This window comes from Neorhizobium huautlense (assembly GCF_030811685.1).
GTDB classification, from domain to species: Bacteria; Pseudomonadota; Alphaproteobacteria; order Rhizobiales; family Rhizobiaceae; genus Neorhizobium; species Neorhizobium huautlense_A.
On record NZ_JAUSRF010000009.1, the window covers coordinates 26,066 to 51,595 of the forward strand.

General features: G+C 60.5%; 19 protein-coding genes. 9 read left to right on the top strand and 10 right to left on the bottom strand.

The features are described 5' to 3' along the window. Nucleotides 1-24: 24 nt before the first annotated feature. From J2T09_RS14410 to J2T09_RS14430, 5 genes are all read left to right on the top strand, one after another. Nucleotides 25-900, top strand: coding sequence for a LysR family transcriptional regulator (locus tag J2T09_RS14410; RefSeq protein WP_306835741.1), 876 nt, complete (start codon nt 25-27; stop codon nt 898-900). A 148-nt stretch (nt 901-1,048) separates the two neighbouring features. After that, nucleotides 1,049-2,341, top strand: coding sequence for an Hsp70 family protein (locus J2T09_RS14415; RefSeq protein WP_306835743.1), 1,293 nt, complete (start codon nt 1,049-1,051; stop codon nt 2,339-2,341). Between the two features lie 72 nt (nt 2,342-2,413). Further along, on the top strand, nt 2,414-3,304 hold the full coding sequence (locus tag J2T09_RS14420; protein WP_306835745.1) for a uracil-DNA glycosylase: 891 nt from the start codon (nt 2,414-2,416) through the stop codon (nt 3,302-3,304). A 148-nt stretch (nt 3,305-3,452) separates the two neighbouring features. Continuing rightward, the gene (locus tag J2T09_RS14425) at nt 3,453-3,644 is read left to right on the top strand and encodes a hypothetical protein (RefSeq protein ID WP_306835748.1); all 192 of its coding nucleotides are present in this window, start codon (nt 3,453-3,455) and stop codon (nt 3,642-3,644) included. Between the two features lie 236 nt (nt 3,645-3,880). Next, nucleotides 3,881-4,021 (top strand): hypothetical protein, encoded by a 141-nt coding sequence (locus tag J2T09_RS14430; RefSeq protein ID WP_306835750.1) that lies wholly within the window; start codon nt 3,881-3,883, stop codon nt 4,019-4,021. A gap of 31 nt (nt 4,022-4,052) precedes the next feature. On the opposite strand, the gene J2T09_RS14435 is transcribed toward J2T09_RS14430, so the two are convergent. Beyond that, nucleotides 4,053-4,988 carry a DMT family transporter gene (locus J2T09_RS14435; protein ID WP_306835751.1) on the bottom strand — a complete coding sequence of 312 codons (936 nt, stop codon included), beginning with the start codon at nt 4,986-4,988 and terminating at the stop codon, nt 4,053-4,055. Nucleotides 4,989-5,535: 547 nt separating this feature from the next. Here J2T09_RS14435 and pepN point away from each other — a divergent pair. The 3 genes from pepN (at nt 5,536) to J2T09_RS14450 (ending at nt 11,560) form a co-directional block, all read left to right on the top strand. Further along, nucleotides 5,536-8,178, top strand: coding sequence for an aminopeptidase N (gene pepN, locus J2T09_RS14440; protein ID WP_306835753.1), 2,643 nt, complete (start codon nt 5,536-5,538; stop codon nt 8,176-8,178). Between the two features lie 339 nt (nt 8,179-8,517). Continuing rightward, complete coding sequence (locus tag J2T09_RS14445) at nt 8,518-9,021, top strand: DUF2335 domain-containing protein (protein WP_306835755.1); 504 nt, start codon at nt 8,518-8,520, stop codon at nt 9,019-9,021. Between the two features lie 190 nt (nt 9,022-9,211). Then, complete coding sequence (locus tag J2T09_RS14450) at nt 9,212-11,560, top strand: PAS domain-containing sensor histidine kinase (RefSeq protein WP_306835757.1); 2,349 nt, start codon at nt 9,212-9,214, stop codon at nt 11,558-11,560. A 247-nt stretch (nt 11,561-11,807) separates the two neighbouring features. On the opposite strand, the gene J2T09_RS14455 is transcribed toward J2T09_RS14450, so the two are convergent. From J2T09_RS14455 to J2T09_RS14475, 5 genes are all read right to left on the bottom strand, one after another. Then, nucleotides 11,808-14,771, bottom strand: a complete 2,964-nt coding sequence (locus J2T09_RS14455; RefSeq protein ID WP_306835759.1) for a bifunctional [glutamine synthetase] adenylyltransferase/[glutamine synthetase]-adenylyl-L-tyrosine phosphorylase — start codon at nt 14,769-14,771, stop codon at nt 11,808-11,810. Between the two features lie 56 nt (nt 14,772-14,827). Further along, nucleotides 14,828-16,219, bottom strand: coding sequence for a sensor histidine kinase (locus J2T09_RS14460; RefSeq protein ID WP_306836199.1), 1,392 nt, complete (start codon nt 16,217-16,219; stop codon nt 14,828-14,830). 26 nt (nt 16,220-16,245) lie between these two features. Beyond that, nucleotides 16,246-17,004, bottom strand: a complete 759-nt coding sequence (locus J2T09_RS14465) for a response regulator transcription factor (protein ID WP_373458464.1) — start codon at nt 17,002-17,004, stop codon at nt 16,246-16,248. Nucleotides 17,005-17,085: 81 nt separating this feature from the next. After that, nucleotides 17,086-18,657: a Do family serine endopeptidase gene (locus J2T09_RS14470; RefSeq protein WP_306835760.1), complete on the bottom strand. Its 1,572-nt coding sequence runs from the start codon at nt 18,655-18,657 to the stop codon at nt 17,086-17,088. A gap of 214 nt (nt 18,658-18,871) precedes the next feature. Further along, a complete protein-coding gene (locus J2T09_RS14475) occupies nt 18,872-19,072 on the bottom strand; it encodes a hypothetical protein (protein WP_306835764.1) in 201 nt (66 codons plus the stop codon). Nucleotides 19,073-19,458: 386 nt separating this feature from the next. Here J2T09_RS14475 and J2T09_RS14480 point away from each other — a divergent pair, with 386 nt between their 5' ends. Further along, on the top strand, nt 19,459-21,237 hold the full coding sequence (locus J2T09_RS14480) for a methyl-accepting chemotaxis protein (protein WP_306835770.1): 1,779 nt from the start codon (nt 19,459-19,461) through the stop codon (nt 21,235-21,237). Between the two features lie 88 nt (nt 21,238-21,325). On the opposite strand, the gene J2T09_RS14485 is transcribed toward J2T09_RS14480, so the two are convergent. From J2T09_RS14485 to ccmI, 4 genes are read right to left on the bottom strand one after another with little or no spacing between them, the layout of a single operon-like run. Further along, nucleotides 21,326-21,781, bottom strand: coding sequence for a cytochrome c-type biogenesis protein (locus tag J2T09_RS14485; RefSeq protein WP_306835771.1), 456 nt, complete (start codon nt 21,779-21,781; stop codon nt 21,326-21,328). Further along, the gene (locus J2T09_RS14490) at nt 21,778-23,775 is read right to left on the bottom strand and encodes a heme lyase CcmF/NrfE family subunit (protein ID WP_306835773.1); all 1,998 of its coding nucleotides are present in this window, start codon (nt 23,773-23,775) and stop codon (nt 21,778-21,780) included. Before J2T09_RS14490 ends, J2T09_RS14485 begins: the two co-directional genes overlap by 4 nt. After that, nucleotides 23,772-24,278 (bottom strand): cytochrome c maturation protein CcmE, encoded by a 507-nt coding sequence (ccmE, locus tag J2T09_RS14495; protein WP_306835775.1) that lies wholly within the window; start codon nt 24,276-24,278, stop codon nt 23,772-23,774. The genes J2T09_RS14490 and ccmE overlap by 4 nt, the downstream gene beginning before the upstream one ends. Next, nucleotides 24,275-25,456 carry a c-type cytochrome biogenesis protein CcmI gene (gene ccmI, locus J2T09_RS14500; RefSeq protein WP_306835778.1) on the bottom strand — a complete coding sequence of 394 codons (1,182 nt, stop codon included), beginning with the start codon at nt 25,454-25,456 and terminating at the stop codon, nt 24,275-24,277. The genes ccmE and ccmI overlap by 4 nt, the downstream gene beginning before the upstream one ends. Nucleotides 25,457-25,530: the final 74 nt, after the last annotated feature.

The window sequence follows — 25,530 nt, forward strand, 5'->3', positions numbered from 1 at the left end:
CATCAATTTTTCTAGGCCTTCTCCATGGTCCGTCCGCACCTTCCGCTCAATGCGTTGCGCGCCTTCGAGGCCGCCGCCCGTCACCTCAGTTTTACCCGCGCGGCGATCGAGCTTTGCGTCACGCAGGCCGCCGTCAGCCATCAGGTGAAACTGCTGGAGGAGCGCATCGGCGTCACCCTCTTCCGCCGCCTGCCGCGTGGGCTGATGATCACCGAGGAAGGGCTCGCCATGCTGCCGATCCTGCAGGAATCCTTTGACCGCATGGCCGGTGTGCTGGAACGGTTCGAGGGCGGCCATCTGCGCGAGGTGCTCACCGTCGGTGCGGTCGGCACGTTTGCCGTCGGCTGGCTGCTGCCAAAGCTCGATGATTTTGCCGAGCACCATCCGTTTATCGACCTGCGCCTCTCGACCAACAACAACCGCGTCGATATCGCCGCCGAAGGACTGGATTATTCGATCCGTTTCGGCAATGGCGCCTGGCACGATATCGAAGCCGAACCGCTGTTCGAAACGCCGCTTTCGGCCCTCTGCCTTCCCTCCATCGCGCGAACACTGAAAGGCCCGGAAGACATCATCCAGCAACACCTGCTGCGCTCCTACCGCACGGATGAATGGCCGGGCTGGTTCGCGCAGGCAGGCATCACCGCGCCGCCGATCCGCGGCCCGGTTTTCGACAGCTCGATCCTGATGGTCGATGCCGCCATGCAAGGGTTTGGCGTGGCGCTGGCACCGCCGCTGATGTTTTCCCGCCAGATCACCGCCGGTTATCTCGAACAGCCTTTCGACATCACCGTGTCGCGCGGCAAATACTGGTTGACCAGGCTGAAATCACGCATGGTCACGCCCGCCATGCAGGCGTTTCGGTTGTGGCTGCTGCAACAGGCGGCTGCGACCAACTGACATCCGTCAAACTTGCCATCGGCAGCTTGCCATCCGCCCGCCCCTGTGGCATCAGGCGCGCTCTCGATTTCCGGGCGGCTATCGCACGCCCGCTCGTTCGGGGCAGCGGCCCCGTTCCATCCATTTCTGACCACTCAGGAGCACGACCATGTCACGGGCGCTCGGGCTTGATTTCGGCACGACCAATACTGTTCTCGCATTGGCGCAGGACGATAACACCACCAATTCCATGTCGTTTACCAGCAGCGCCGGCACGACCGATTCCATGCGCACGGCGCTCTCCTTCATGAAGGATGCGCAGCTTGGCGCGCAGGCTCTAAAGGTCGAAGCAGGACAGGCGGCCATCCGCCAGTTCATCGACAATCCCGGCGACGCGCGTTTTCTGCAGTCGATCAAGACCTTTGCGGCAAGCCCCCTCTTTCAGGGCACGCTGGTTTTTGCCCGCCGCCACTCGTTCGAAGACCTGATGGAAGTGTTTTTGAACCGCCTGAAGTTTTATGCCGATGGTGCATGGCCGAGCGACATTTCTCGCCTCGTCGCCGGCCGCCCGGTGCATTTTGCCGGCGCCAACCCGGACCCGGCTTTGGCCACCGAGCGTTACAATGCGGCGCTGACCCGCCTGGGCTTTCCGGAAATCCATTACGTCTACGAACCCGTCGCGGCGGCTTATTACTTCGCGCAGACGCTGAAGAGCGACGCCAATGTTCTGGTCGCCGACTTCGGCGGCGGCACGACCGACTATTCGCTGATCCGTTTCGAGCGTATCGCCGGCAAGCTGAAGGCCACCCCGATCGGCCACTCCGGTGTCGGCATCGCCGGCGATCATTTTGATGCGAAAATGGTCGACCAGTTGGTGGCGCCGGAAATCGGCAAGGGCACGCATTTCAAGAGCTTTGACAAGCTCCTGGATGTGCCGGCCGGTTATTACGCCAATTTCTCGCGCTGGAACCAGCTGTCGATCTTCAAGACCACCCGCGAATTCACCGACCTGAAATCGCTGGTGCGCTCGGCAACCGACCCGGACAAGCTCGAACTGTTCATCGACCTCGTCGAACATGACGAAGGGTATCCGCTCTATCAGGCGATCTCGGCCACCAAGATGGCGCTGTCTGCGGCCGAAGAAGCGGAATTCCACTTCTCGCCGCTCGGCAAGGCCGGCCACAAGACGGTGAAGCGCGCCGATTTCGAAACCTGGATCGCCGATGATCTTGCAAAGATCGAAGGCGCGCTCGACGATGTGTTGACCAAGACCAACACCTCGGCCGATCAGGTCGACAAGGTGTTTTTGACCGGTGGCACTTCGTTCGTCCCGGCTGTGCGCAAGATTTTCACGCAGCGTTTCGATGCGGACAAGATCGAAAGCGGCGGCGAACTGCTGTCGATCGCCCACGGTCTGGCCCTGATCGGCGAAAGCGGCGATGTCGGGGAATGGTCGGCGTAAAAGCCGGACATTCCACGTATAGCCACGCCAAGGCGGTTTCCACCCGCAGCCATCGTGCTATAGGGTAACCCCATGAACCCCAGCGCCAGCCAACTCGATCCCGCAGAGCTTGCCGCCCTTCTGCATTTTTATGCGGATGCCGGTGTCGAGTGGCTGCTGGAAGACGAGCCGGTGGATCGCATCGCCGAGTTTGCACAGCAGCAGGCGGCACGCGCCAATCGCCAGCAGCAAACGGCGCCAAGCCAGCAGGAACGGCCGCAGCAAGGTGGCGAAGCACCTTCGCCTCAGGCAAAGGTCGCGCCCGGCCGTGCGCCGCCGCCACCGCCGCGCCCATCCAATACGCCGGTTGCCATTCCGGACGATCAGGCGATCGCCGCCGCCCGTTTTGCCGCCGACAGCGCCCGGTCGCTCGACGAACTCAAGACGGCGATGGAAGCCTTCGGCAGCTGCAATCTCAAGCATGGCGCTCGCTCCACGGTGTTTGCCAGCGGCAATCCGTCTTCCGGCATCATGGTGATCGGACCCATGCCAAATGCCGATGACGACCGCGACGGACTGCCATTTTCCGGCCGTCAGGGCCAGATGCTCGACCGCATGCTGGCGGCCATCGGCCTGTCACGCGATACCGTGCTGCTCGCCAATGCCGTGCCGTGGCGCCCGCCCGGCAACCGCACGCCCTCGCCCGCAGAGATGGAAATCTGCCGCCCGTTCATCGAGCGCCAGATCGCCCTTGTCGAACCCAAGCTGATGCTTTTGCTCGGCAACTTTACCGCTAAATGCCTGATCGGCGGCGATGCCTCGATCTTTTCCATGCGCGGCGCGTGGCGCGACGTTACGGTTGGCGGCGTGACAGTGTCGGCGCTGGCCAGCCTGCACCCGCAGGATCTCATGGCTGCCCCTGCAAACAAGGCGCTTGCCTGGCAGGACCTGCTCGTTTTCAAGGCACGGCTGGCTGATATCTAGCCAAAAATACAATCGATTAAAGAAATATGACAAAAGCCATGCGCGGCTCGCATGGCTGCACGGCTTTTGCGTGCATTGCGGAAATCACGCTGCACTGCGATATTGACGTCATGTCTTGGGAGGAATTCTGGTTTAAGGAACCAAGGCAATGACCACGAACACCCGCCCGATCCATTCGGGTTTTGAAACCCTTCAGATTGCCGGCCTCTACGCCCGCACGACGGAAGGTCGTCACCACTTCGGTTCGGTTACGAACGAACAGTTGACGGCATCAGGCTTTGCCCGTCGCGGCACGCTGACGCGTCCGACATCCATCTTTGCGGATTTTCGCGAACGCTGATCTTTTGGCGGTTTCGGCCACCACCTGATCGAGGTCCGCACAAGATGGCGTCAGGTCACTTGATCTGGCGCATAGCGCGTTTTCGGGAACGCGACACAATTCCTGGAAAGCATACCCTGGCATACCGGCTCAAGGGTCGAGTTTCTCCCCTGCGGCACGGCACAAGACTTGTGAAGTATCCGCGCGTTCATTGTGCGCCCCTGTCGGGCACCGGCGCGCCTTAGGGAGACATGACGATGAAAATGAGCATCCATCCCCTGCGGTCCTTGCGCGAAAGCCTTCGCGACATCGGCACGGCCGTCAATGCCTCGCGCCAATACACGCGCTCGACCCGCAGCAAGAAAGCTCCGCAGTCGGACGCCGGCATTCATTTCTGAAGCTTGAGACGTTCAACATGGATGGGCTGGCTCACGACGGCGGCGTTGCCTTGCGGGCAGCCTTGCGCTCCAGCCCTAGCCTGTGTTCGCGGTAGATGATGAAGATGCCGGCCGACACCGTGATCGCCGTGCCGATCAGCATTGTCACCGTCGGGATATCGCCGAACAGGATGAAGGCGATGACGATACCCAGCAGGATCGACGTATAGTCGAACGGCGCGACGGTGGAGACATCGGCGTTGCGATAGGCCTCGGTCAGCAACAGTTGCCCTACCCCGCCACAGAAACCAGACCCGATCAGGAACGCCGCCTGCCAGAAGGTCAGCGCCGACCAGCCGAACGGGATGGTCACGAGCGCAAAGATGGCGCCCGACAGCGAGAAATAGAGAACGATGGTCGAGGTCTTTTCGGTGCTGACCAGCTGCCGCGTCTGGATCATCGCAAAACCGGCAAGGAAGGACGACATCAGCACGGATGCCGCACCGACCGCCTGAGCATTGCCGAAACCGCCATCGTCGAACATGGTCAGTTTCGGCCAGGAAATGATCATCACCCCGAAAATGCCGATCGCCACCGCCGACCAGCGATAGATGCGCACCTTCTCCTTCAGAAAGATGGCGGCGCAGATGACCCCCATCAGCGGCGAGGCATAACCGATGGCGATGGCATCCGGCAGCGGCAGATTGACGAGGCCGTAGAAACCGAACCCCATCGACGCGATACCGAGAAATCCGCGCTTGAAATGGCCGAACAGGTTGTTGGTGTGGAAAGCGGCACGCAGATCGCTGCGGAAGGCCAGATAGGCCATGATCGGCACCAGCGCGAAGGCTGAGCGATAAAAGGTCACCTGCCCGGCCTCGACCGCCGGCCCCGCCGCCTTGATGCATGTCTGCATGCCAAGAAAGGCGACGACGGAAAAGAGTTTCAACGCGATCCCCTTGAGGGGATTGACCGCTTCGGGCGCCATTTCGGACTCGTTGTGAAGGCAGGTCGGAGAAACCGCCTGCATGGAAATTGAAATATCAGTTGGTATGCCAATCAATGTGGCCAAAAAGAGTTCACATCTTCTTACGAGGATGCGACCAGGCGGATTAATCCTGAAATGGTGCAGGGCTGGCCAAGCTGAAGAGGCTCTGGCCATGCGACCCAACCGAGCCACATCGGCGCCAACCAAGTATTAATGATAAAAATCAAACTTCATTGTCGAATTTTCACCCTGCTCGGGAGACGACCCTTGCATCCCATCGCTTACACCTGCACGATGCAGCAATACGGCACACATCAACTGGTGGCGTTACTCCAGTTAACCTCAACATATGGCATGGCAAAAAAGATGGTTTGCCATCATTACCATCATTGATTAGCAATATTTACTAAACACACGCGACATGTAACATTTTGGCGCGATGTTCCAGAACTTTAGCAATCGTTCAGCTTTGTCCGTCATTATCCCGGCAACTCTTGGCTAAATCCAAGAAACCCGCCATTAATATTTGCTATTTCCAGGAAAGATCATGCGCACAGACACGGGTCAGATCGTCAATCTGGCAGACTACCGCCCCACTGACTTTGTTCTTGAACGCGTCGATCTGACCTTCGAACTGGATCCGACCAATACCAAGGTCGATGCACGCCTGATCTTTCATCGTCGCGAAGGCGTCGATGCCAAGGCGCCGCTGGTTCTGGATGGCGACGAGCTGAAACTGTCGGGCCTGCTGTTCGACCAGCGCGAAGTGCCGGCCAGCCAGTATGACGTGACGCCGGAACTGCTGACGATCCGTGACCTGCCGGCCGAAGCGCCGTTCGAGATCACCGTCACCACCTATATCAACCCGGAAGCCAATACGCAGCTGATGGGGCTTTACCGCACCAACGGCATCTATTGCACCCAGTGCGAAGCCGAGGGTTTTCGCCGCATCACCTATTTCCCCGACCGTCCGGATGTTCTGGCGCCCTATACGATCACCATTATCGGTGACAAGGCAGCCAACCCCGTCATGCTCTCCAACGGCAACTTTTTGGGCGGCGCCGGTTACGACGAAGGCCGCGCCTTTGCCGCATGGTTCGATCCGCACCCGAAGCCGAGCTATCTCTTCGCGCTGGTCGCCGGTGATCTCGGCGTCATCGAAGACAAGTTCGTCACCATGTCGGAGCGTGAAGTCACGCTGAAAATCTATGTCGAACACGGCAAGGAAGATCGCGCCGCTTATGCCATGGATGCGCTCAAGCGTTCCATGAAGTGGGACGAGGAACGTTTTGGCCGCGAATACGATCTCGACATTTTCCAGATCGTCGCGGTGTCCGATTTCAACATGGGCGCCATGGAGAACAAGGGCCTCAACGTCTTTAACGACAAGTATGTTCTGGCCGACCCTGCGACCGCCACCGATCAGGATTACGCGAATATCGAGGCGATCATCGCCCACGAATATTTCCACAACTGGACCGGCAACCGCATCACCTGCCGCGACTGGTTCCAGCTGTGCCTGAAGGAAGGCCTCACCGTCTATCGCGACCACGAGTTTTCCGCAGACATGCGCTCGCGTGCCGTCAAGCGTATTGCCGAAGTGCGTCACCTGAAATCGGAACAGTTCCCGGAAGATGCAGGCCCCCTCGCCCATCCGGTGCGCCCGACCGTCTATCGCGAGATCAACAATTTCTACACGACGACCGTCTACGAAAAGGGCTCGGAAGTCACCCGCATGATCGCGACGCTTCTGGGCGCCGACGGCTTCAAGGCGGGCATGGACCTCTATTTCGAACGTCATGACGGCGATGCCGCCACCGTCGAAGATTTCGTAAAGTGCTTCGAGGATGCCAACGGCCGCGACCTGTCGCAGTTCTCGCGCTGGTATCATCAGGCCGGCACGCCGCTCGTGTCGGTGTCCACCGCCTATGACGCCGGCACCTTCACGCTGACGCTCGAACAGACGATCCCGGCGACACCCGGCCAGACGACCAAGGAGCCGATGCACATTCCGCTCTCCTTCGCACTGATCCTCGACAACGGTTCGATCGCCGAACCGGCTTCGGTTTCCGGCGGCGAAGTTTCGGGCGATATCCTGCACCTCACCGAACGCAGCCAGACCTTTGTCTTCACAGGTATTTCCTCGCGTCCGGTTCTGTCGCTCAACCGTTCCTTCTCGGCGCCGATCAACCTTGCCTTCGATCAGCCGACCGAAGATCTGGTCCATATCGCCCGTCACGACACCGACCTGTTCTCGCGCTGGCAGGCGCTGAATGATCTGGCCGTGCCGAACCTCATCCAGGCGACCAGCGATGCCCGCGACGGCAAGCCGGTGACTGTTGATCCGGCCTTCATCGCAGCGCTTCTCGAAGCCGCCGCCGATGCAAAGCTGGAGCCGGCCTTCCGTGCCCAGGCGCTGACCCTTCCGAGCGAAGCCGATATTGCCCGCGAACTGGGTTGCAACAACAATCCCGACGCCATCCATGCCGGTCGTCAGGCCGTTCTGGCCGCGATCGCTGAAGCCGGTTGTGACACGTTCCTTGCGCTCTCGGAAGAGATGCGCGTCGAAGGTGCGTTCAAGCCGGATGCAGCAAGTGCCGGCAAGCGTTCGCTGCGCAATGCCGCCCTCGGTTATCTGGCCTTTGCGGAAAACACGCCCGCGCGTGCAGCGGAAGCCTTCGCCAAGGCCGACAACATGACGGACCTCGCCCAGGCGCTGACGCTGCTCACCCATCGTTTCCCGGCCTCGGCTGAAGCGAAGGACGCGCTGGAAACATTTGCCAAGCGATTTGCCGACAACCCTCTCGTCATCGACAAGTGGTTCCTGATCCAGGCGACTATTCCGGGCGAAGACTCTATTTCCCGCGTAAAAACGCTGATGGAAGACGAAAAATTCAACGCCAGCAACCCGAACCGCGTGCGGTCTCTGGTCGGCGCTTTCGCCTTCTCCAACGCCACGGGCTTTAACCGCGCCGATGGTGAAGGGTATCGTTTCCTCGCCGCCCAGATCCTCGCGATCGACCCGAAAAACCCGCAGCTTGCGGCCCGCATCCTCACCTCGATGCGCTCCTGGCGTTCGCTGGAATCGGCGCGCGCCGACCACGCCCGCGCAGCCCTGATGGAGATCGAGCGCGCACCGCAGCTCTCTACCGATGTCCGCGACATCGTTGAGCGCATGCTGAAGGCCTAATCGGTTTCAGGTCAGAACGAAATCGACGCCGGGGTTTTGCCCCGGCGTTTTTCGTTTCAAAACGGACAATTATGCGGCAGGCATGGAAAGCCCCTAAAAACGCGGAGTTGTCATTCCAGTGGAGAGCGGTAAACTCGCCTCAGCCTGGCAGGACAAACGAGGGAGAAACATCAATGCTGCGACGCTCCCTCACCAAGGGTTTTGCGGAAGGGTTTACCGCTTGCCTTTCGTTTTTCGCTCCTCGCCGAATGCGCACTCGAGACTATACCGTCTCACTTGATCAGGCATGGGGAAAGGTTGGCGTCGTCCTTCAAGCCACCCTGACGGAAAGGGCGTCCCTTGGCAAAGAATTCGGACAGAAGCCCACCACCGGAAAAGCCCGAAACAGCCAAGCCGCCTGAAAACAAGACAGCAGAGACGATTGAAAGTTCGATCGAGCGCGAACTCGCCCCGATCCTTGCCAATCTGCCGCACAGACAGCGTGAAGACATCATCTTGCGCGTGATCGGCGTTGCAAGGACGGCAACCTTTTCCGGCCCGCTCCCCCATCCCGGTCACCTCGGCGAATATGACCGCATCGTCCCCGGCAGCGCCGATCGTATGCTTCGTATGGCGGAAGAGACGCTCGAGCACAATCGCGCGGTCGCCCGCAAGGCACAGGCGAGTGATCACCTCTACCGCCTGCTTGGCATGCTGCTGGGCTTTTCCGCACTTATCCTTCTCGTCGCAGCCGCGGTCTATGCCGGGTTGAACGGCAACAACATCCTTGCCGGCCTCCTGCTCGGGACCGGCGTTTTCAGCTGCGTCGGCGTGTTCGTATCGGCTCATGTCCGGCGGGACTGAATTCGCGGTATTGGACGATAAACAAAGTCACTTCGAACCACTCAAGCTGAAAGCTGATAGAATCGCAACGGAATCAATTCGTTAAAATTTTATTACCGCGCCTCTGGACATGAAGAATCACTAATGATTCACTGCCAACAGTTCGCAAGCGGCATTGCGAATCACCACGAGGTCAAAACGAACGGTCACCATGGCGAACGTGCAGCGGGCAACCGCAGCCGATGAACGGCTGCGTCTCAAATTTCCTGTCTTCACTGCTCTCCGCGGCCTGATGTCCGGCGGTGGTCTTTCCCTGCGCCCGATCCTGTCCAGCCGCATCCCGCGCGCCGAGCTTTTCCTGAAGCGTTCCATCCCGCTCCTCATCATGGCGTTCCTGATGGTGATCGCTGCCTCGCGCCTCCTGGCGCTGGTATCGGAACATGATCGCCTGCAGGGTGCCTCGCGCGAAACCACGCGGCTTGTCGCGGCCACGGCCACCGCCGCCTTTGCCGGCAATGCCCAAAGTTTTACGGCCAGCGATCGCGCCGCTGCCGAAGCCCGGCTTTTCGCCTTCCTGCCCAAGGATCGCTTCGAGCCGGGCGCCTTCATCATGTTCGTCAATGCGTCGGGCACGATTTTTGGCGGTTCGCCCGGCGCGTCATCCTATATCGGTCACCGGCTCGATACGCTCCTGCCGGAAACCGCCACCCTGCGCCGTTTCGACGATCAGGACGGCATCATCGAAACCGTCTTCAACGACATGCCGCTCTACGCCGCCATCCGCCCGGTCGGCACCGATGGCAGCCTGATCATTTCCGCGCAGTCGCTGGTGGAATCCAATGCCCTCTGGCGCCAGCAGGTTTCTCTCAACGTCACCCTGTTTGCCGGCATTTCCGCCATCCTGCTCGTCGTGCTTTATGCCTATTACATGCAGGTGAAGCGCGCCCGCGATTCCGACGATATCTTTCTCGAATCCAACCTGCGCGTCGAAACGGCGCTTTCGCGCGGCCGCTGCGGCTTGTGGGATTTCGACCTGCCGAACCGCCGGCTCTACTGGTCGCGGTCTATGTACGAAATGCTCGGCCTGCCGCCGGGCGACAACATGCTGTCCTTCAGCGATGCCGCCCGCATGATGCACCCGGCAGACGGCAACCTGTTCGCGCTGGCCCGCGCTGTCGGGCGTGGCAATGCCAAGCAGATCGATCAGGTTTTTCGCATGCGTCATGCGGCCGGCCATTACGTCTGGATGCGGGCCCGTGCGCAGGTCATGGAGACAGGACAGGGCAAGACCCATGTCATCGGCATCGCCATGGACGTCACCGAACAGCACCGTCTCGCCCAGCGTTACGCCGAGGCCGACCAGCGTCTGGCCGATGCCATCGAATGCACATCGGAAGCCTTTGTGCTGTGGGACAAGAATGATCGTCTGGTGATGTGCAACGAACATTACCAGCAGGCTTACGGCCTGCCCGACAATGTCCTTGTGCCCGGCACCGAACGCAGCAAGCTGATGCTTGCCGCCGCCCGTCCGGTGGTGGAGCGCCGGGTTGCCGATCCCGATATCAGCGGTTTTTCGCGCACCACCGAAGTGCAGCTTGCCGATGGCCGCTGGCTGCAGATCAACGAACGCCGCACCCGCGATGGCGGCATGGTTTCGGTCGGCACCGATATCTCGCTTCTCAAACGCAACCAGGAACGCCTGCGCGAAAGCGAACGCCGCCTGATGGCAACGATCGGCGACCTGTCCTCCTCGCAAAAGAAGCTGGAGCGCCAGAAGGCCGAACTTTCCATGGCCAACAGCAATTATCAGGCTGAAAAAGACCGCGCGGAAGCCGCCAACAAGGCCAAGTCCGAGTTTCTCGCCAATATGAGCCACGAGTTGCGCACGCCGCTCAACGCCATTCTCGGCTTTTCCGAGGTTCTGGTGAACGGCATGTTCGGCCCCGTCGGCTCCCCGAAATACAGCGAATATGCCCGCGATATCCACGACAGCGGCAAGCACCTCCTGAACGTCATCAACGATATTCTCGACATGTCGAAGATCGAGGCCGGCCACATGATGGTGCAGGCGGAACGGATGGATCTGGCGCCGCTGATCGAGGAAAGTCTGCGTCTCACTGCCATTCTCGCGCAGGAAAAGGGCGTCAGCTTCAACCACCGCCTTGCCGACAGCCTGTCCATGGTCGGCGACCGCCGCGCCATGAAACAGATCTTGCTCAACCTCCTGTCCAACGCCGTCAAATTCACCGACAAGGGCGGTCACGTCGAACTGCGCGCCCATCGCACCGACAAGGGCCTGACGCTGACGATCGCCGATACCGGCATCGGCATCCCGAAGGCGGCGATGAGCAAGATCGGCCAGCCCTTCGAACAGGTTCAGAGTCAGTATGCGAAGAGCAAGGGCGGCTCGGGATTGGGCCTTGCGATCTCCCGGTCGCTAGTGGCGCTGCACGGCGGCCGCATGCGCATCCGCTCCTCCATGGGCAAGGGCACGGTCGTGTCATTGATCATTCCGCACCGGAAACTGCAGGCGCTGCCGATGCAGAAGCGGGCTGGGTGATACGTTACCACGCCCCAATGAGGCGCCTATCGCATTTGGAAAGCGAAGAGTGAGCCCAGCCGATCTCCCCCCTTGAGGGGGAGATGTCCGGCAGGACAGAGGGGGGTGTTTCCAGCGCAAACGCCGCTTTCACCCCATCTGCCGCGCCCTTGCATACCCCCCTCTGTCACCTTTCGGTGACATCTCCCCCTCAAGGGGGAGATCATTGGAGCAAGCTGCCCACTCATCGCTACACAAACAACGCCCCTCAAAAATTGCCCGGGCTCACCACCCGCCCAAAAATCTCCCGCCCTGCCTTGGACAACCGTTTCACCTCGCCCTCCAGCATTTTCAGGTCGGCGCAATCGCCCGCCCGGCACAGCTGCTCGATCAGCCCCTGCGGCGCCTCTCGGGGATTGAAATCGCCGTCGATGCACAGGCGCACGGTCTGCGACAGCGCCGTCAACAGGTTGAGCGCCTCCAAAGCCGTATCGAGATCACCCGGTGCCATCATCCGCTCGCCCAGAGCCTTCAGCGCTTCTGATGTACTCATACCGCCCGTATCGACATCCTCCCCACGCGCCGGTGCAATCAGCTGCAGATATTGCGCAATGAACTCGATATCCACCAGCCCGCCGGCAATCAGCTTGAAATCCCAAATGTCCTTGGGCGGTTTTTCCTGGGTGATCAGCGCCCGCATTTCGGCAACTTCCGATGTCACCTTGGGCACATCGCGCTTCTGCCCCAGCACCTCGTCGATGATCGCATCCGCCTCGCCGCGCAGGCTGTCATCCCCGCAGATCACCCGCGCCCGTGTCAGTGCCAGATGTTCCCAGGTCCAGGCTTCTTCTCGCTGGTATTTACCGAAAGCGTTGATACGCGTCGCCACCGGCCCCTTGTTGCCGGAGGGGCGCAGCCGAAGATCCACCTCGAAGACCACGCCCTCCGCCGTCGGCGCGGACAAGGCCGCGATCAGTCGTTGCGTCAGTCGCGAAAAATAGCGCATGGAATCGAGCGGTTTCGGCCCGGACGATTCCTCAGCGCTGTCGTCGTAATCGTAGAGAAGAATGATATCGACATCGGAGCCGGCGGTCAGTTCAAAGCTGCCGAGCTTGCCCATGCCGAGCACGATCACCCGCCCGCCCGGATATTTTCCGTGCGCCACTTCCATCTGACGGGTCACGGCCGACAGCGCCTGTTCGATCAGAAGATCGGCAAGATCGGTAAAACCCCGCGCCGCCACCGCCGCCGAAATCGCCCCCGTCAACAGACGGATGCCGATGAGGAAACGCTGTTCGGCGGCAAAAATCCGCAGCCGATCCAGCACGTCCTCATGATGCCCGGCAGCGCTCAGCAAATTGGAAAGTCGGCCGGCCATATCCGCCCGCGTCGGCATTTCCGTCATCAGCCGCGGATCGAGCAGCCCGTCGAACACATGCGGACGCGCAGCAATGATATCGGCCAAACGCGGCGCAGAGGAAAGAATGGTCACCAGCAACGACAGCACGGCTGGATTGCTGCCCAGCAGCGAAAACAGCTGAATCCCCGCCGGCAGGCCGGAGAGAAAACTGTCGAAACGCAGCAGAACCTCATCCGGTCTTTTGCCGGCAGCAAAAGCCTTCAAAAGCTCCGGCATCAGCACCGTCAGCCTTTCGCGCGCTTCCGCCGACTGCATGGCGCGATACCGCCCCGCATACCAGCCACGGATCACCCCGGACATGTCGGATGGCCGTTCGAAACCGGCATGTTTCAGCCATTCCAGCGTTTTCGGATCGTCCTGCCCGCCACCAAAACTCAGCGTGATCTGCGCTTCGCCGCCCTCGGCCTCCTTTTCGAACAGCCGCGCATAACAGCGCTCGACGGTTCTGAGCACCGTATCGACACGGGCTGAAAATCCGGCGACATCGGCAAAACCCATCATCAGCGCAATTCGCTTCAGCTCGGCTTCCGTCGTCGGCAGTTTGTGGCTTTGTTCGTCGCGCACCATCTGGATGCGGTGTTCCACATCGCGCAGAAACCAGTAGGCCGCGGTCAGTTCGCGCTCCACCACCGGCGTGATCCAGCGCGCCTGCGCCAATGCCGCCAGCGTCTCGTCGGTGCGGCGCGAACGCAAATCGGTCATTCGCCCGCCGGCAATGAGTTGCTGCGTCTGCACGAAAAACTCGATCTCGCGAATGCCGCCACGCCCGAGCTTGACGTCATGGCCCTTCACTGCGATGTCACCATATCCCTTATGCGCATGGATCTGCCGCTTGATGCCGTGGATGTCGGCAATCGCCGCGTAATCGAGATATTTGCGGAACACGAAAGGCTGCAACTGTTTGAGAAACAGCGTGCCCGCCGCGATATCACCCGCCACCGGCCGCGCCTTGATATAGGCGGCCCGTTCCCAGTTCTGGCCCCTGCCCTCGTAATAGATCATCGCCGCATCCATGGAGACGGCAAGCGGCGTCGAACCGGGGTCCGGCCGCAGCCGAAGATCGGTGCGAAAAACATATCCCTCGCCGGTACGCTCCTGCAGGATCCGCACCAGCCGGCGCATCATCCGCGCATAGGTTTCGGAAGCATCCAGCGGATCGGGAAGCGTGCCGGTGTCGGTTTCGTAAAACACGACGAGATCGATATCGGAGGAATAGTTGAGTTCGCCGGCGCCATGTTTGCCCATGCCGATCACCGCAAGGCCACTATCGCGGCTCGGCTCCTGCGGATCAACGAGTTTCAGTTTTCCCGAACCATGTGCGTTGAGCAGAAGGTGATCGATCGCCGCCGCCACGGCGGCATCCGCCAGTGCTGTCAGCCAGCGCGTCGTGTCGAAGGCGGAAAACAGCCGCGCCAGATCGGCGATCGCGATGACAAAACTCGCCTCACGCTTGGCGCGGCGCAGCGCCACCATCACCTCGGCTTCCGAGGGAATGGCGCCATCCTCCCGCGGCCGCCAGCAATTTTTCGCCCGCTCGACAAGTCGCTCCAGAAGCGGCTCCAGCGGCTCGGTCAAAGCAGCGGCAAGAATGGCGGGCGTAATCACCGCCGTCTCGCGCAGATATGGCGACAGGCTGAAAGCGGAAACGACAAAATCCCTGAGCGCGCTATCATCGGCCAGCAGTGCCGCAATGGCCGGCTCCACACCCGCCATCTCCTTCAGCGCCGTCAGCGACGCCTTGGCTTCAGTCTTGTTGAACGGCCGGATGACATCCGCCTTCACCGTATCGAGCCGGTTTCCGGTCTGCGACATGGGCACCTCCTGCTTGCTCCCTGTCTTCAGCCTATACCATCAGACAGACGGGTTATTCACCCCTTCACCAGCGGAAACACCATCGTCACCGTCAGCCCCGGCACGGCAGCCTCATCGCCATTGGTCGATGAAAGCTCCAGCCTGCCGCCATGCAGTTCCATCACCGCCTCCACCAGCGACAGGCCAAGACCCGTCCCCGGCTTCGACCGGCTTTCGTCCAGACGCACGAACCGTTTCTTCACTTCGTCACGCTTGTTTGCCGGAATGCCCGGCCCGTTGTCACAGACGGACAACCGCAGACCATCCGCAGCCTTCTCCAGCTTCACCACGATTTTCGGCTCACCCCCAGCCTCAGCGGCATATTTGATGGCATTGTCGATCAGGTTGAAAATCGCCTGACCGATCAGTTCGCGATTGCCGTTGACGGTCAGTCCCGGTTCGATTTCCGTCGTCAGCACCAGCCCCGCCTCATCGGCCACAGGCTCGTAAAGCTCGGCGCAGTCGGCGGAAATGGCGGAGAGTTCGACTGACGTCATTTCGGCGGCAATCGATCCGGCCTCCACGCGCGAAATCATCAGCAGTGCATTGAAGGTGCGGATCAGCTGGTCCGACTCGCCGATAATGCCTTCCAGCGCATTGCGCCGCACCGTATCGTCACTTTCGCCCAGCGCGTCGGCCGCCTTGTTGCGCAGGCGCGTCAGCGGTGTCTTCAGGTCATGCGCAATATTGTCGGAAACCTGCCGCAGCCCCTCGTTCAGTTTCTCGATCCGCTCCAGCATGGCATTGAGATTGGCCGAAAGCCTGTCGAACTCGTCGCCCGAACGCCCAACCGGCAGGCGCTGCGAAAGATCGCCGGCCATGATCTTCTGGCTTGCCGCCGACATGCGGTCGATGCGTTTGAGCGCGTTGCGGCCGATGCCGAACCAGATGATTAGGGCACCGACACCCATGATGGTCAAAGCCACCATCAGCGCCTGCCGCACGATGTAGCGAAAACGGCTCGGATCGCCGAGATCGCGCCCCACCATCATGCGCAACCCGTTGTCCAGCTGCTGCACATTGGCGATTGCGAAATGCCGGCCCGGTCTATTGTTTTCGGAATAGGGTTCGTAGGTGAAAGGACGTTCGGTCCAGCCCATGGTTTCCAGCACGCCCGGCTGCACGGAGGCAACATTGCCCGCCAGCATCTCGCCGTTGGGCCCAGCAATCACATAAAGGTTCGCACCCGGCTGACGCGCCCGGCGTTCCATGATGCGCAAAAGCAGGTTGACGCCGCCACGCTCATAGGCGCGGTTGATGTCGTTGATTTCTTCCTGCACCGTTTGCCGGGTCTGCTGCGCCAGCAGCCGTTCCGACATCGCCGTCACGTAAAAGACGAGAAAGGCGGCGCAGAGCGCAAACAACACGATATAAAGCCCCGACAGCCGCACGGCCGTCGAGCGGAACATCAGCCGAAGCCGGGTGAAAAAGCGTTTCACGCCTCGTCCTTGATCATGTAGCCGGCGCCACGAATGGTTTTCAGCAGGGGCTTGTCAAAGTCCTTCTCGATTTTCGAGCGCAGCCGCGACACATGCACGTCGATCACGTTGGTCTGCGGGTCAAAGTGATAATCCCAGACGTTCTCGAGCAGCATGGTACGGGTCACGACCTGACCGGCATTTTTCATCAGATATTCGAGCAGGCGGAATTCACGCGGCTGCAAAAGAATTTCCTTGCCCGCCCGCTTCACCTCATGGCTCAGGCGATCAAGCTCCAGATCACCGACGCGGTAGACCATGTCCTGTTCCGGCGTACCCTTGCGGCGGCCAAGCACTTCAACGCGGGCCAGAAGCTCGGAAAAGGCATAGGGTTTCGGCAGATAATCATCGCCACCGGCACGCAAGCCCGTCACGCGGTCGTCCACCTGTCCGAGCGCGGACAGGATCAGCACCGGCGTGTTGATACTGCGCTTCCTCAATTCGGAAATCACCGAAAGCCCGTCGCGGCGCGGCAGCATGCGGTCGATCACCAGCACGTCATAGGAATTTTCCGTTCCCATGAACAGGCCGCTATCGCCATCGCTGGCATGGTCCGCTACGATGCCGGCCTCGCGAAAGGCCTTGGTCATGTAGGCGGTGGCTTCAAGATCGTCTTCAATCACCAGAATCTTCATGTGCGGGACAATAGCCTCGCCCGATGCATCGGTAAAACCGGATTTATCGGTCCCCACATCCTGATCGCGATTGATATCCATGAACCCTGCTCCCTTGAAACACGAAGGGCGCCCGAACCTGTTCCGTTCGGACGCCCCGTTTCACGTCACGGCTGAGAAAAATCAGCCTTCGTTGATCGGCAGCGCCACGAACCGGCTCGATCCGTTGGCTTCGACCTGGAACAGCGCACGGGTGCGGCCGTCCTTCTTGGCCTGATCGATCACCTTGTTCAGGTCGGCGGCAGACGAGACTTCCTTGTTGTTGACGGAAGTAATGGTCTCGCCTTCCTTGATGCCACGGGCAGCAGCCTCGGAGTCGGGGTCGACATCGGTTATCGTCAGGCCGGCACCATTTTCGGATGGCTGCACGCTCATGCCGAGGGCGGCCAGAGCCTGTTCGGTCGAAGGTTTGCTGTCTTCTTCGCCAGCGCTGCTATCGGCCTTCGTGGCTTCGTCGGTTGCCATATTGCCCAGCGTCACATCGATCGACTGCGCCTTGCCATTACGCCAGATCGAAACGTCGATCTTGGTGTTCGGGGCAAAGGAGGCAACCTTTTTGGCGAGGTCACGGGCATCGTTGATCGGATCGCCATTGACGGCGGTGATCACGTCACCTTGGCGGATGCCGGCCTTCAGGCCCGGGGAACCTTCCTGCGGGGCAACCACCAGCGCACCCTTCGGCTCGGAGAGACCGAGAGATTCGGCAATATCCTTGTTCACCGGTTGGATCTGCACACCGAGCCAGCCGCGCTCCACCTTGCCGTCCTTCATCAGGTCGGCCACCACATCCTTGGCGGTGGAGGCCGGGATGGCAAAGGCGATACCGACATTGCCGCCCGACGGCGAGAAGATCGCGGTGTTGATGCCGACCACTTCGCCATTGAGGTTGAAGGTCGGGCCACCCGAGTTACCGCGGTTGACGGCGGCATCCACCTGGATGAAGTCGTCATAGGGACCGGAGCCGATGTCGCGGCCACGCGCCGAAACGATACCGGCGGTGACAGTACCACCAAGACCGAACGGGTTACCGACAGCGACGACCCAGTCACCGACGCGCGTCTTGTTGTCGTCGGCAAAATTGACATAGGTGAACTTGCGGCTGGAAGCATCGACCTTCAGCACGGCCAGATCGGTGCGGCTGTCCTTGCCGATCAGCTTGGCATCCAGTTCCGTGCCGTCATTCAGCACGACCGTATAGGCCGAACCGTCGGATACGACGTGGTTGTTGGTGACGACGTAACCGTCTTCGGAGATGAAGAAGCCGGAGCCTTGCGCGGTCGGACGCAGGTGATGCGGACGCGGACCACCGCGTTCGGCGCGGTCACGGCCACGCGGACCAGCCTGCGGGCCATCCTGGCCACCGAACTCACGGAAGAAGCGCTTCAGCGGATGGTCTTCAGGGAGATTATCAAAACCGCGACCGCCGAAGGAAAAGCCATTGCCGCCACCGCGCTCATCATTGGAGGCGGTTTCGGTGTCGGACTGGACGCGGACGGACACAACGGCGGGGGAAACGGCCGAAACGACATCGGCAAAGCTTGGAACCTGCGGCGCGGTGACGGTCACCGGGGCTGCAAAGGAGTTGACGACCTGGGCAGGGATACCGGTCGAAAGCATGACCGCCGCGAGACCGGCAACGGTCGTCGTCTTCAATACGGTCTTCAGCGAGGGGCGGCCGATTTTGCTCTTGAGCATGTGTGGTACCTTCTTCTCTTCAAGTGGTGCGCCGGAGGGGACGGCTGCGGTGGATGAAGAGAGATATAGGCGCCGCGACCTTAACTGCACGTGTCCGCTGCATGAATTGTTGGTAATGTTCGGCGGGCCGACAAGCGCCATCGCTTGCTGCCGGAATCAAAAAGGGCGAGCCGCAATGGCCCGCCCCTTCCGGAAACTTTTTGGCGGCGCCTGATCAGGCAGCAGCGCTTTCGTCATCGAACTGGCCGCACCAGTCATTGGCCGAAACGACCGGCCACAGGCCACGGGCGTTGGCATCCGGCTGCGAAACCGGTGGGTTGAAACGACAGAGACCAGCGTCCTCGGCAGCGGCGCCAGCGTTTACGATGTGATCTTCATAAAAAGAGCAGGCCTTGCACGCAGCAGTGTTCGACATATCGCTTTTCTCCTGGTTATCGGGCTCAAACTTGAGACCCACATTCATAATATTAGAATTATTCTAAATTGATATGTCCTTGTTTGACAAGAGGGATTCAGAAAATTTTTGGGAGGCGGGATTTTTTGTCGCGGGTGACCAGCGAGCCGACGCAGTCCTCGAAATCGAAGATGACAGGCGTCAAAAGCGGAAGGCAGGAGAGGCAGAAGCAGCCAGACCACATCGGATAAAACGTAATTGCCGCAATAGCTGACAAACAGACATATTTTAACGATGTAAGTCACCGAAATATAAAGATAAAATACCTTTCACACAGCACTGTTCGTAACTTCGAATTAATGACTTTTATCAATATTCTTGGAAAATTTTATTTGTCGGAGATTTTCGTGAGCCTCAGGTCCTTTATTGCCGGTGACGCGTCGGATGTTCTGGACGCCTTCAACCGCTCCCAGGCCATTATTTCGTTCAAGCCCGACGGCACCATTCTCGATGCCAATGACAATTTCTGTGCAGCCGTCGGTTATTCCCGCGAGGAAATCGTCGGCAAACATCACCGCATCTTCGTCGATCCTCGCGAAGCGCAGTCCCCGGCTTACACCGCCTTCTGGAAAAAGCTCTCCTCCGGCCAGTTCGACCGCGGCCAGTACAAGCGGTTTTCCAAGACCGGTCAGGAAATCTGGATCGAAGCCTCCTACAATCCGGTCATCCGGGGCGGCAAGGTGGTCAAGATCGTCAAGATCGCCAGCGATATCACCGCCGAGAAGGTCCACAGCCTGGAAAGCGACGGCAAGCTGGTAGCGCTTGAGCGCGCTCAGGCGATGATCGAGTTCACGCCGGATGGCAAGATCCTCAATGCCAACGAGAACTTTCTCGGGGCGCTCGGTTATTCGCTGGAAGAAATCGTCGGCAAGCATCACAGCATGTTCTGCGAACCGGCCTATGTCGCCACCCAGCAATATGCGGAATTCTGGCCACGTCTGGCGGCCGGCGAGTTCTTCAACGACGAGTTCAAGCGTTTCGACAAGGCGGGCAACGCCATCTTCATTCAGGCGACCTACAACCCGATCCTCGATGATGACGGCAAGGTCTTCAAGGTCGTCAAATTCGCCACCGATGTCAGCGGCCGCGTGCGCGCGCTTCAGGAAATCGGTGCCGGCCTGCAGCGTCTGGCAGAGTGCAACATCCGCTTCACCATCGATGATCCCTTCGTGCCGGAATTCGATCACCTGCGCCATGACTTCAACGAGTCGCTGGCAAAATTCCAGCAGACGCTGGAACAGGTCCTCGCCCAGACGACCATGCTGTCGGCCAAGAGCGGCGAAATGAGCGACAGCGCCAGCGGCATCGCGCATCGTTCGGAACAGCAGGCAGCAGCGCTCGAACAGGCATCCGCCGCACTCGAGGAAATCACCGTTACCGTCAGCCAGTCGTCGGAACGCACGGCGGAAGCCCGCAAGCTGGTTATCGACGCCCGTTCGGCCGCCACCAAGTCGGTCGAAGTGGTCACCTCCACAGTCAACGCCATGGACCGCATCGAGGCAGCCTCGAAGGAAATCTCCAATATCATCGGCGTGATCGACGAGATCGCCTTCCAGACCAACCTTCTGGCGCTCAATGCCGGCGTCGAAGCCGCCCGTGCGGGCGAAGCCGGCAAGGGTTTTGCCGTCGTCGCACAGGAGGTGCGTGAACTCGCGCAGCGCTCCGCATCCGCCGCCAAGGAAATTTCCGGCCTGATCCTGAATTCCTCGCGCGAAGTGCAGGAAGGCGTGCGCCTTGTCGGCGCCACCGGCGATGCGCTGAAGGACATCGAACGTTACGTCCAGTCGATCGACACCAATGTCGAGGCGATCGCCGTTGCCGCATCGGAACAGTCGACCAGCCTTGGCGAAATCAACTCGGCGGTGAACTCGCTCGACAAGATGACCCAGGAAAACGCCGCCATGGTCTCCAACATGAGCGCGATTGCCGGAACACTCGCCAACGGCGCCAGCGAACTCGAACAGCTCGTCAGGCGCTTCAAGCTCAACCGCCGCAAATGGGTACGCGAGCCCGGTTCGGATGCCGCCACGCGCGGAGCGGATACGCGCGGTTATGGCCGACAGTCTCTCTACCTGCCACACACCGAGGTTCCCGGCGCCGCAGCCTCGATGCTGAAGGTTGCCTGACCGGTCTGCGAAATATCAGCAATAAAAGAACGCCGCGAACCTAGGCTCGCGGCGTTTCTGTTTTTTTTGAAAACCTGATCGGGGAATTTTATCCCTTCGACAACTCGTCGATCCGCGCCCTCTCCTCATCGGACAGCGGCGTCACCGTCTTTAACGACGGACGGCTGCGCACGAACAAAATCATCGTCAGCGCGCCGATCAGAAGCAGCGCGATCGGAGCCGACCACAAGGCAATCGTCTTGGCGCTCAGGCGCGGCTTCAAAAGCACGAACTCACCGTAACGCGACACGACGTAATCCAGCACCTGTTCGTCACTATCGCCATCGGTCAGCCGCTCGCGCACCAGCACGCGCAGATCCTTGGCAAGCTCGGCATTGCTGTCATCGATCGACTGGTTCTGGCAGACCATGCAGCGCAGATGCGCCGAAAGGCCACGCGCACGCTGCTCCAGAACCGGATCCTTCAGCACCTCGTCCGGATTGACGGCGAATGCGGGAAGCGCGCTGAACAGGATGAAGATTGCGATGAGGAAACGACGCATCATTCCGCAGGCTCCATCACAGATTTCACCGGCTTGGCCACCTTCGCCTTGCGGCTCGGCGCACCGACGCGCAGGCGGCGATCCGACAGCGATACGAAACCACCCAACATCATGATCAGGCAACCACCCCAGATGCACAGAATGAAGGGCTTCCACCAGATGCGCACGACAATGCCGCCGTCATCCATCGGGTCACCCAGCGACACGTAGAGCTGGCTCAGCCAGAAGGTAACGATGCCGGCTTCCGTCGTCGGCATGCGCCGCGCCGTGTAAAGTCGCTTCGACGACCATGTATCGGCCACCACGACACCATTCTTGCTGATGGAAAAGTGGCCCTGATCATCGGTATAGTTGGGACCGACCGCATGGCGCATGCCGTCGAACACGAGGCTGTAACCACCCGCTTCCGCCGTCATGCCCTGTTTCATCTCCAGCACTGTTTCCGTCTCGTAGGTGGAAACGATGATGATGCCGAGCACGGTCACGCCAAGCCCGAAATGCGCCAGTGCCGTACCGAAAGCGGAACGCGGCAGGCCGACCAGACGCCGCCATGCGACGTTGAACGCAAGCTTGCCGAAATTGGCGCGGTACCAGAGGTCTGCCAGCGCACCCAGCATCAGGTAACAGGCCATGGCGAGACCCAGCGCCGCCATCACCGGCCCGCCGTTTTCGATGTAGTAGAGAACCAGCCCCGCCAGAAACGCGAGGCCGACAACCGCATAAAGCCGCTGCATGGCGCCCAGAAGATCGGCGCGCTTCCACGCCAGCAACGGTCCGAACGGCACCGCGATCATCAGCGGGATCATCAGCAGGCCAAAACTCAGGTTGAAGAAGGGCGCGCCAACCGAAATCTTCTCACCGGTAATGGTTTCCAGAACCAGCGGATAGAGCGTACCGGTCAGAACGGTGGCGCAGGCGACCGTCAGGATCAGGTTGTTGAGAACCAGCGCCCCTTCCCGCGAAATCGGCTGGAACAGGCCGCCGCTCTTCAGGCGTGGCGCGCGCCACGCAAACAGGGCGAAGGCACCGCCGATAAACAGCGTCAGGATGCCGAGAATGAAGATGCCGCGCGACGGATCGGTGGCAAACGCATGCACCGAAGTCAGCACGCCCGAACGCACGAGGAATGTACCGAGCAGCGACAGCGAAAAGGTCATGATCGCCAGCAGCACGGTCCAGATCTTCAGCGCCTCGCGTTTTTCCATGACGATCGCGGAATGCAGAAGCGCTGTCCCGGCAAGCCACGGCATGAAGGATGCGTTTTCGACCGGATCCCAGAACCACCAGCCACCCCAGCCAAGCTCGTAATAGGCCCAGTAGGAGCCCATGGCGATGCCGGCGGTCAGAAACGTCCAGGCGGCCAGCGTCCACGGCCGCACCCAGCGCGCCCAGGCGGCATCGATGCGGCCTTCGATCAGCGCCGCAACGGCAAAGGAGAAACAGACGGAAAAACCGACATAACCGAGATAGAGAAGCGGTGGATGAATGGCGAGGCCAAAATCCTGCAGGATCGGGTTGAGATCCTGCCCCTCAGCCGGTGCCGGGTCGAGCCTTGTGAACGGATTGGAGGTGAGCAGGATGAACATGAGGAAAGCCGAGGCAATCCAGGCCTGCACGGCCAGAACATTGGCTTTGAGCGTTTCCGGCAGGTTCTTGCCGAACATCACCACGAGAGCGCTGAACAGCACGATGATCAGCAGCCACAACAGCATGGAACCTTCGTGATTGCCCCAGACGCCGGTATATTTGTAGAGAAGCGGCATCAGCGAATGGGAGTTTTCCCAGACGTTCTTCACCGAGAAGTCTGAAACGACATAGGCCCAGGTCAGCACGCCGAACGAAAACGCCACGAGCGAAAACAGCACCAGCGAGCCGGTCGATGCCATCGCCATCATTGCCGCGTCTCTGCGGACAGCGCCGATCACCGGCACGACGGAGAGGATCAGCGCCACCGCGAGCGCCAGCACGAGCGCAAAATGAGCGATCTCGATGATCATGGTTTTGTCGCTCCCGTCGTCTCGACTTTAGCCGGTTTTTCCTTCGCGGGCGCCATGCCCTTGCCGGAACCGTCTTCCCAGACCCCGTCCTTCTTCAGGCGGTCTGCCACTTCCTTGGGCATGTAATTCTCGTCATGCTTGGCCAGAACCGAGTCTGCCACGAAAGAATGGCTGGCGGCATCGAAAGCACCTTCCGTCACCACGCCCTGCCCCTCGCGAAACAGATCGGGCAGAATGCCGGTATAGCTCACCGGCACGGTACTGGTACCATCGGTGACGGTAAAGGACACGGTGGAACCGGCGCCACGCTGCACCGAGCCGGCCTCGACCAGCCCGCCGAGACGGATGCGCGTGCCCGGCGAGATCTGCGCCGTTTTCAGATCGCCCGGCATGAAGAAATAGGCAACCGACTGGCTGAAGGCGAACATCACCAGCAGAACCGCCGCCATGATGAAAGAGACGCCACCGGCAATCACCGCCATGCGCTTCTGTTTGCGGGTCATGGCTTTGCTCCTTCGCCAGCGGCATTGTCCCCGACGGAATTGGTGAGGCTCAGGCCCATCTCCTGCCCCAGCGCCACCAGTTGACGGCCTTCGTTACCGGATGCGGGAAAGGTTTTGAGCCCCGTATTCAGCGCTTCCGCCGCCTTCTGCCGGTCGCCCAGCACCGCATAGGAGCGCACCAGCCGCAACCAGCCCTCGATATTGTTCGGCTCTTCCTCCAGCCTTGCGGCCAGCGTATCGACCATGCCGCGGATCGCCGCCTGCCGGTCGGATGCCGCCATCGAGCCGATCGCCGCAACGTCCTCGTCGGTCGGATTGCCCGGTGGGCGACCGGCGCCTGTGTCATCGTTGGCAGACACCGTACCACCGGTCTTGACGATATGCTCGTTGACCAGCGCAAGCCACGGCGCGCCGGGAGGCGTATCCCTGGCAAGCGCCTCGAAGGCCACTCGCGCCTCATCGTTTTTGCCCGCCTGTTCCAGCGCCAAGGCCAGGTAGAAGCGCACACGCGCGTCGTCGGGCCTCAGCTTGATCGCCGCCTCGAAAGCGGTGCGGGCATCCTCTATGACGATGCCGTCATTGGCCGCCACCAGCGTTTCCCCCAGTCCCGCCAACCGCTCGGGGCTATCCCCGAGGAAACGAATGGCGTTGCGATAGGCCATCTCGGCATCACCGAGGCGCTGGGTGCGAAAATAGATCGGCGCGAGCAGGTCCCAGCCCGCCCCGTCCTGCGGATTCTGGGCCAGATGCCGCTCGGCCTTGGCGACGAGAAGCTCGATATTGTTGCCCGGGTTTTCCAGCCTTGCGGCCAGCGGCTGCGCCGGCAGCCACGGGCTGCCCAGCGCCAAGTAAAGACAGAGCCCGACGGCCGGCACGACCAGCGTCACGCCCATGACGGCGAGCGACCCACGGCGTTTCACCGATGCGGTTTCAGCCTTCGCATCCTTGTCGGCAGTGGCGATCAGGCGTCGGCCGATTTCGGCGCGGGCATATTCCGCCTCCTCGTCGCCGATCAGGCCCAATCCCTTGTCGCGTTCCAGCTCGCGCAGCTGGTCGCGATAAACGGCTGCTTCCCCTTCCGCGGAATCGGCAACCGGCTCGGCGCCACGCGCTAAGGGCAGAATAAGAAGGGCGGCCACAGCCGCCGTCAGACAGGCAAAAGTAATCCAAAGCAACATATGCGCCCATTACCGCAAGCGGCCAGCCGATGAAACAGCATGGCACGCAGTGTCGCGAATTTGAGACCTCACGT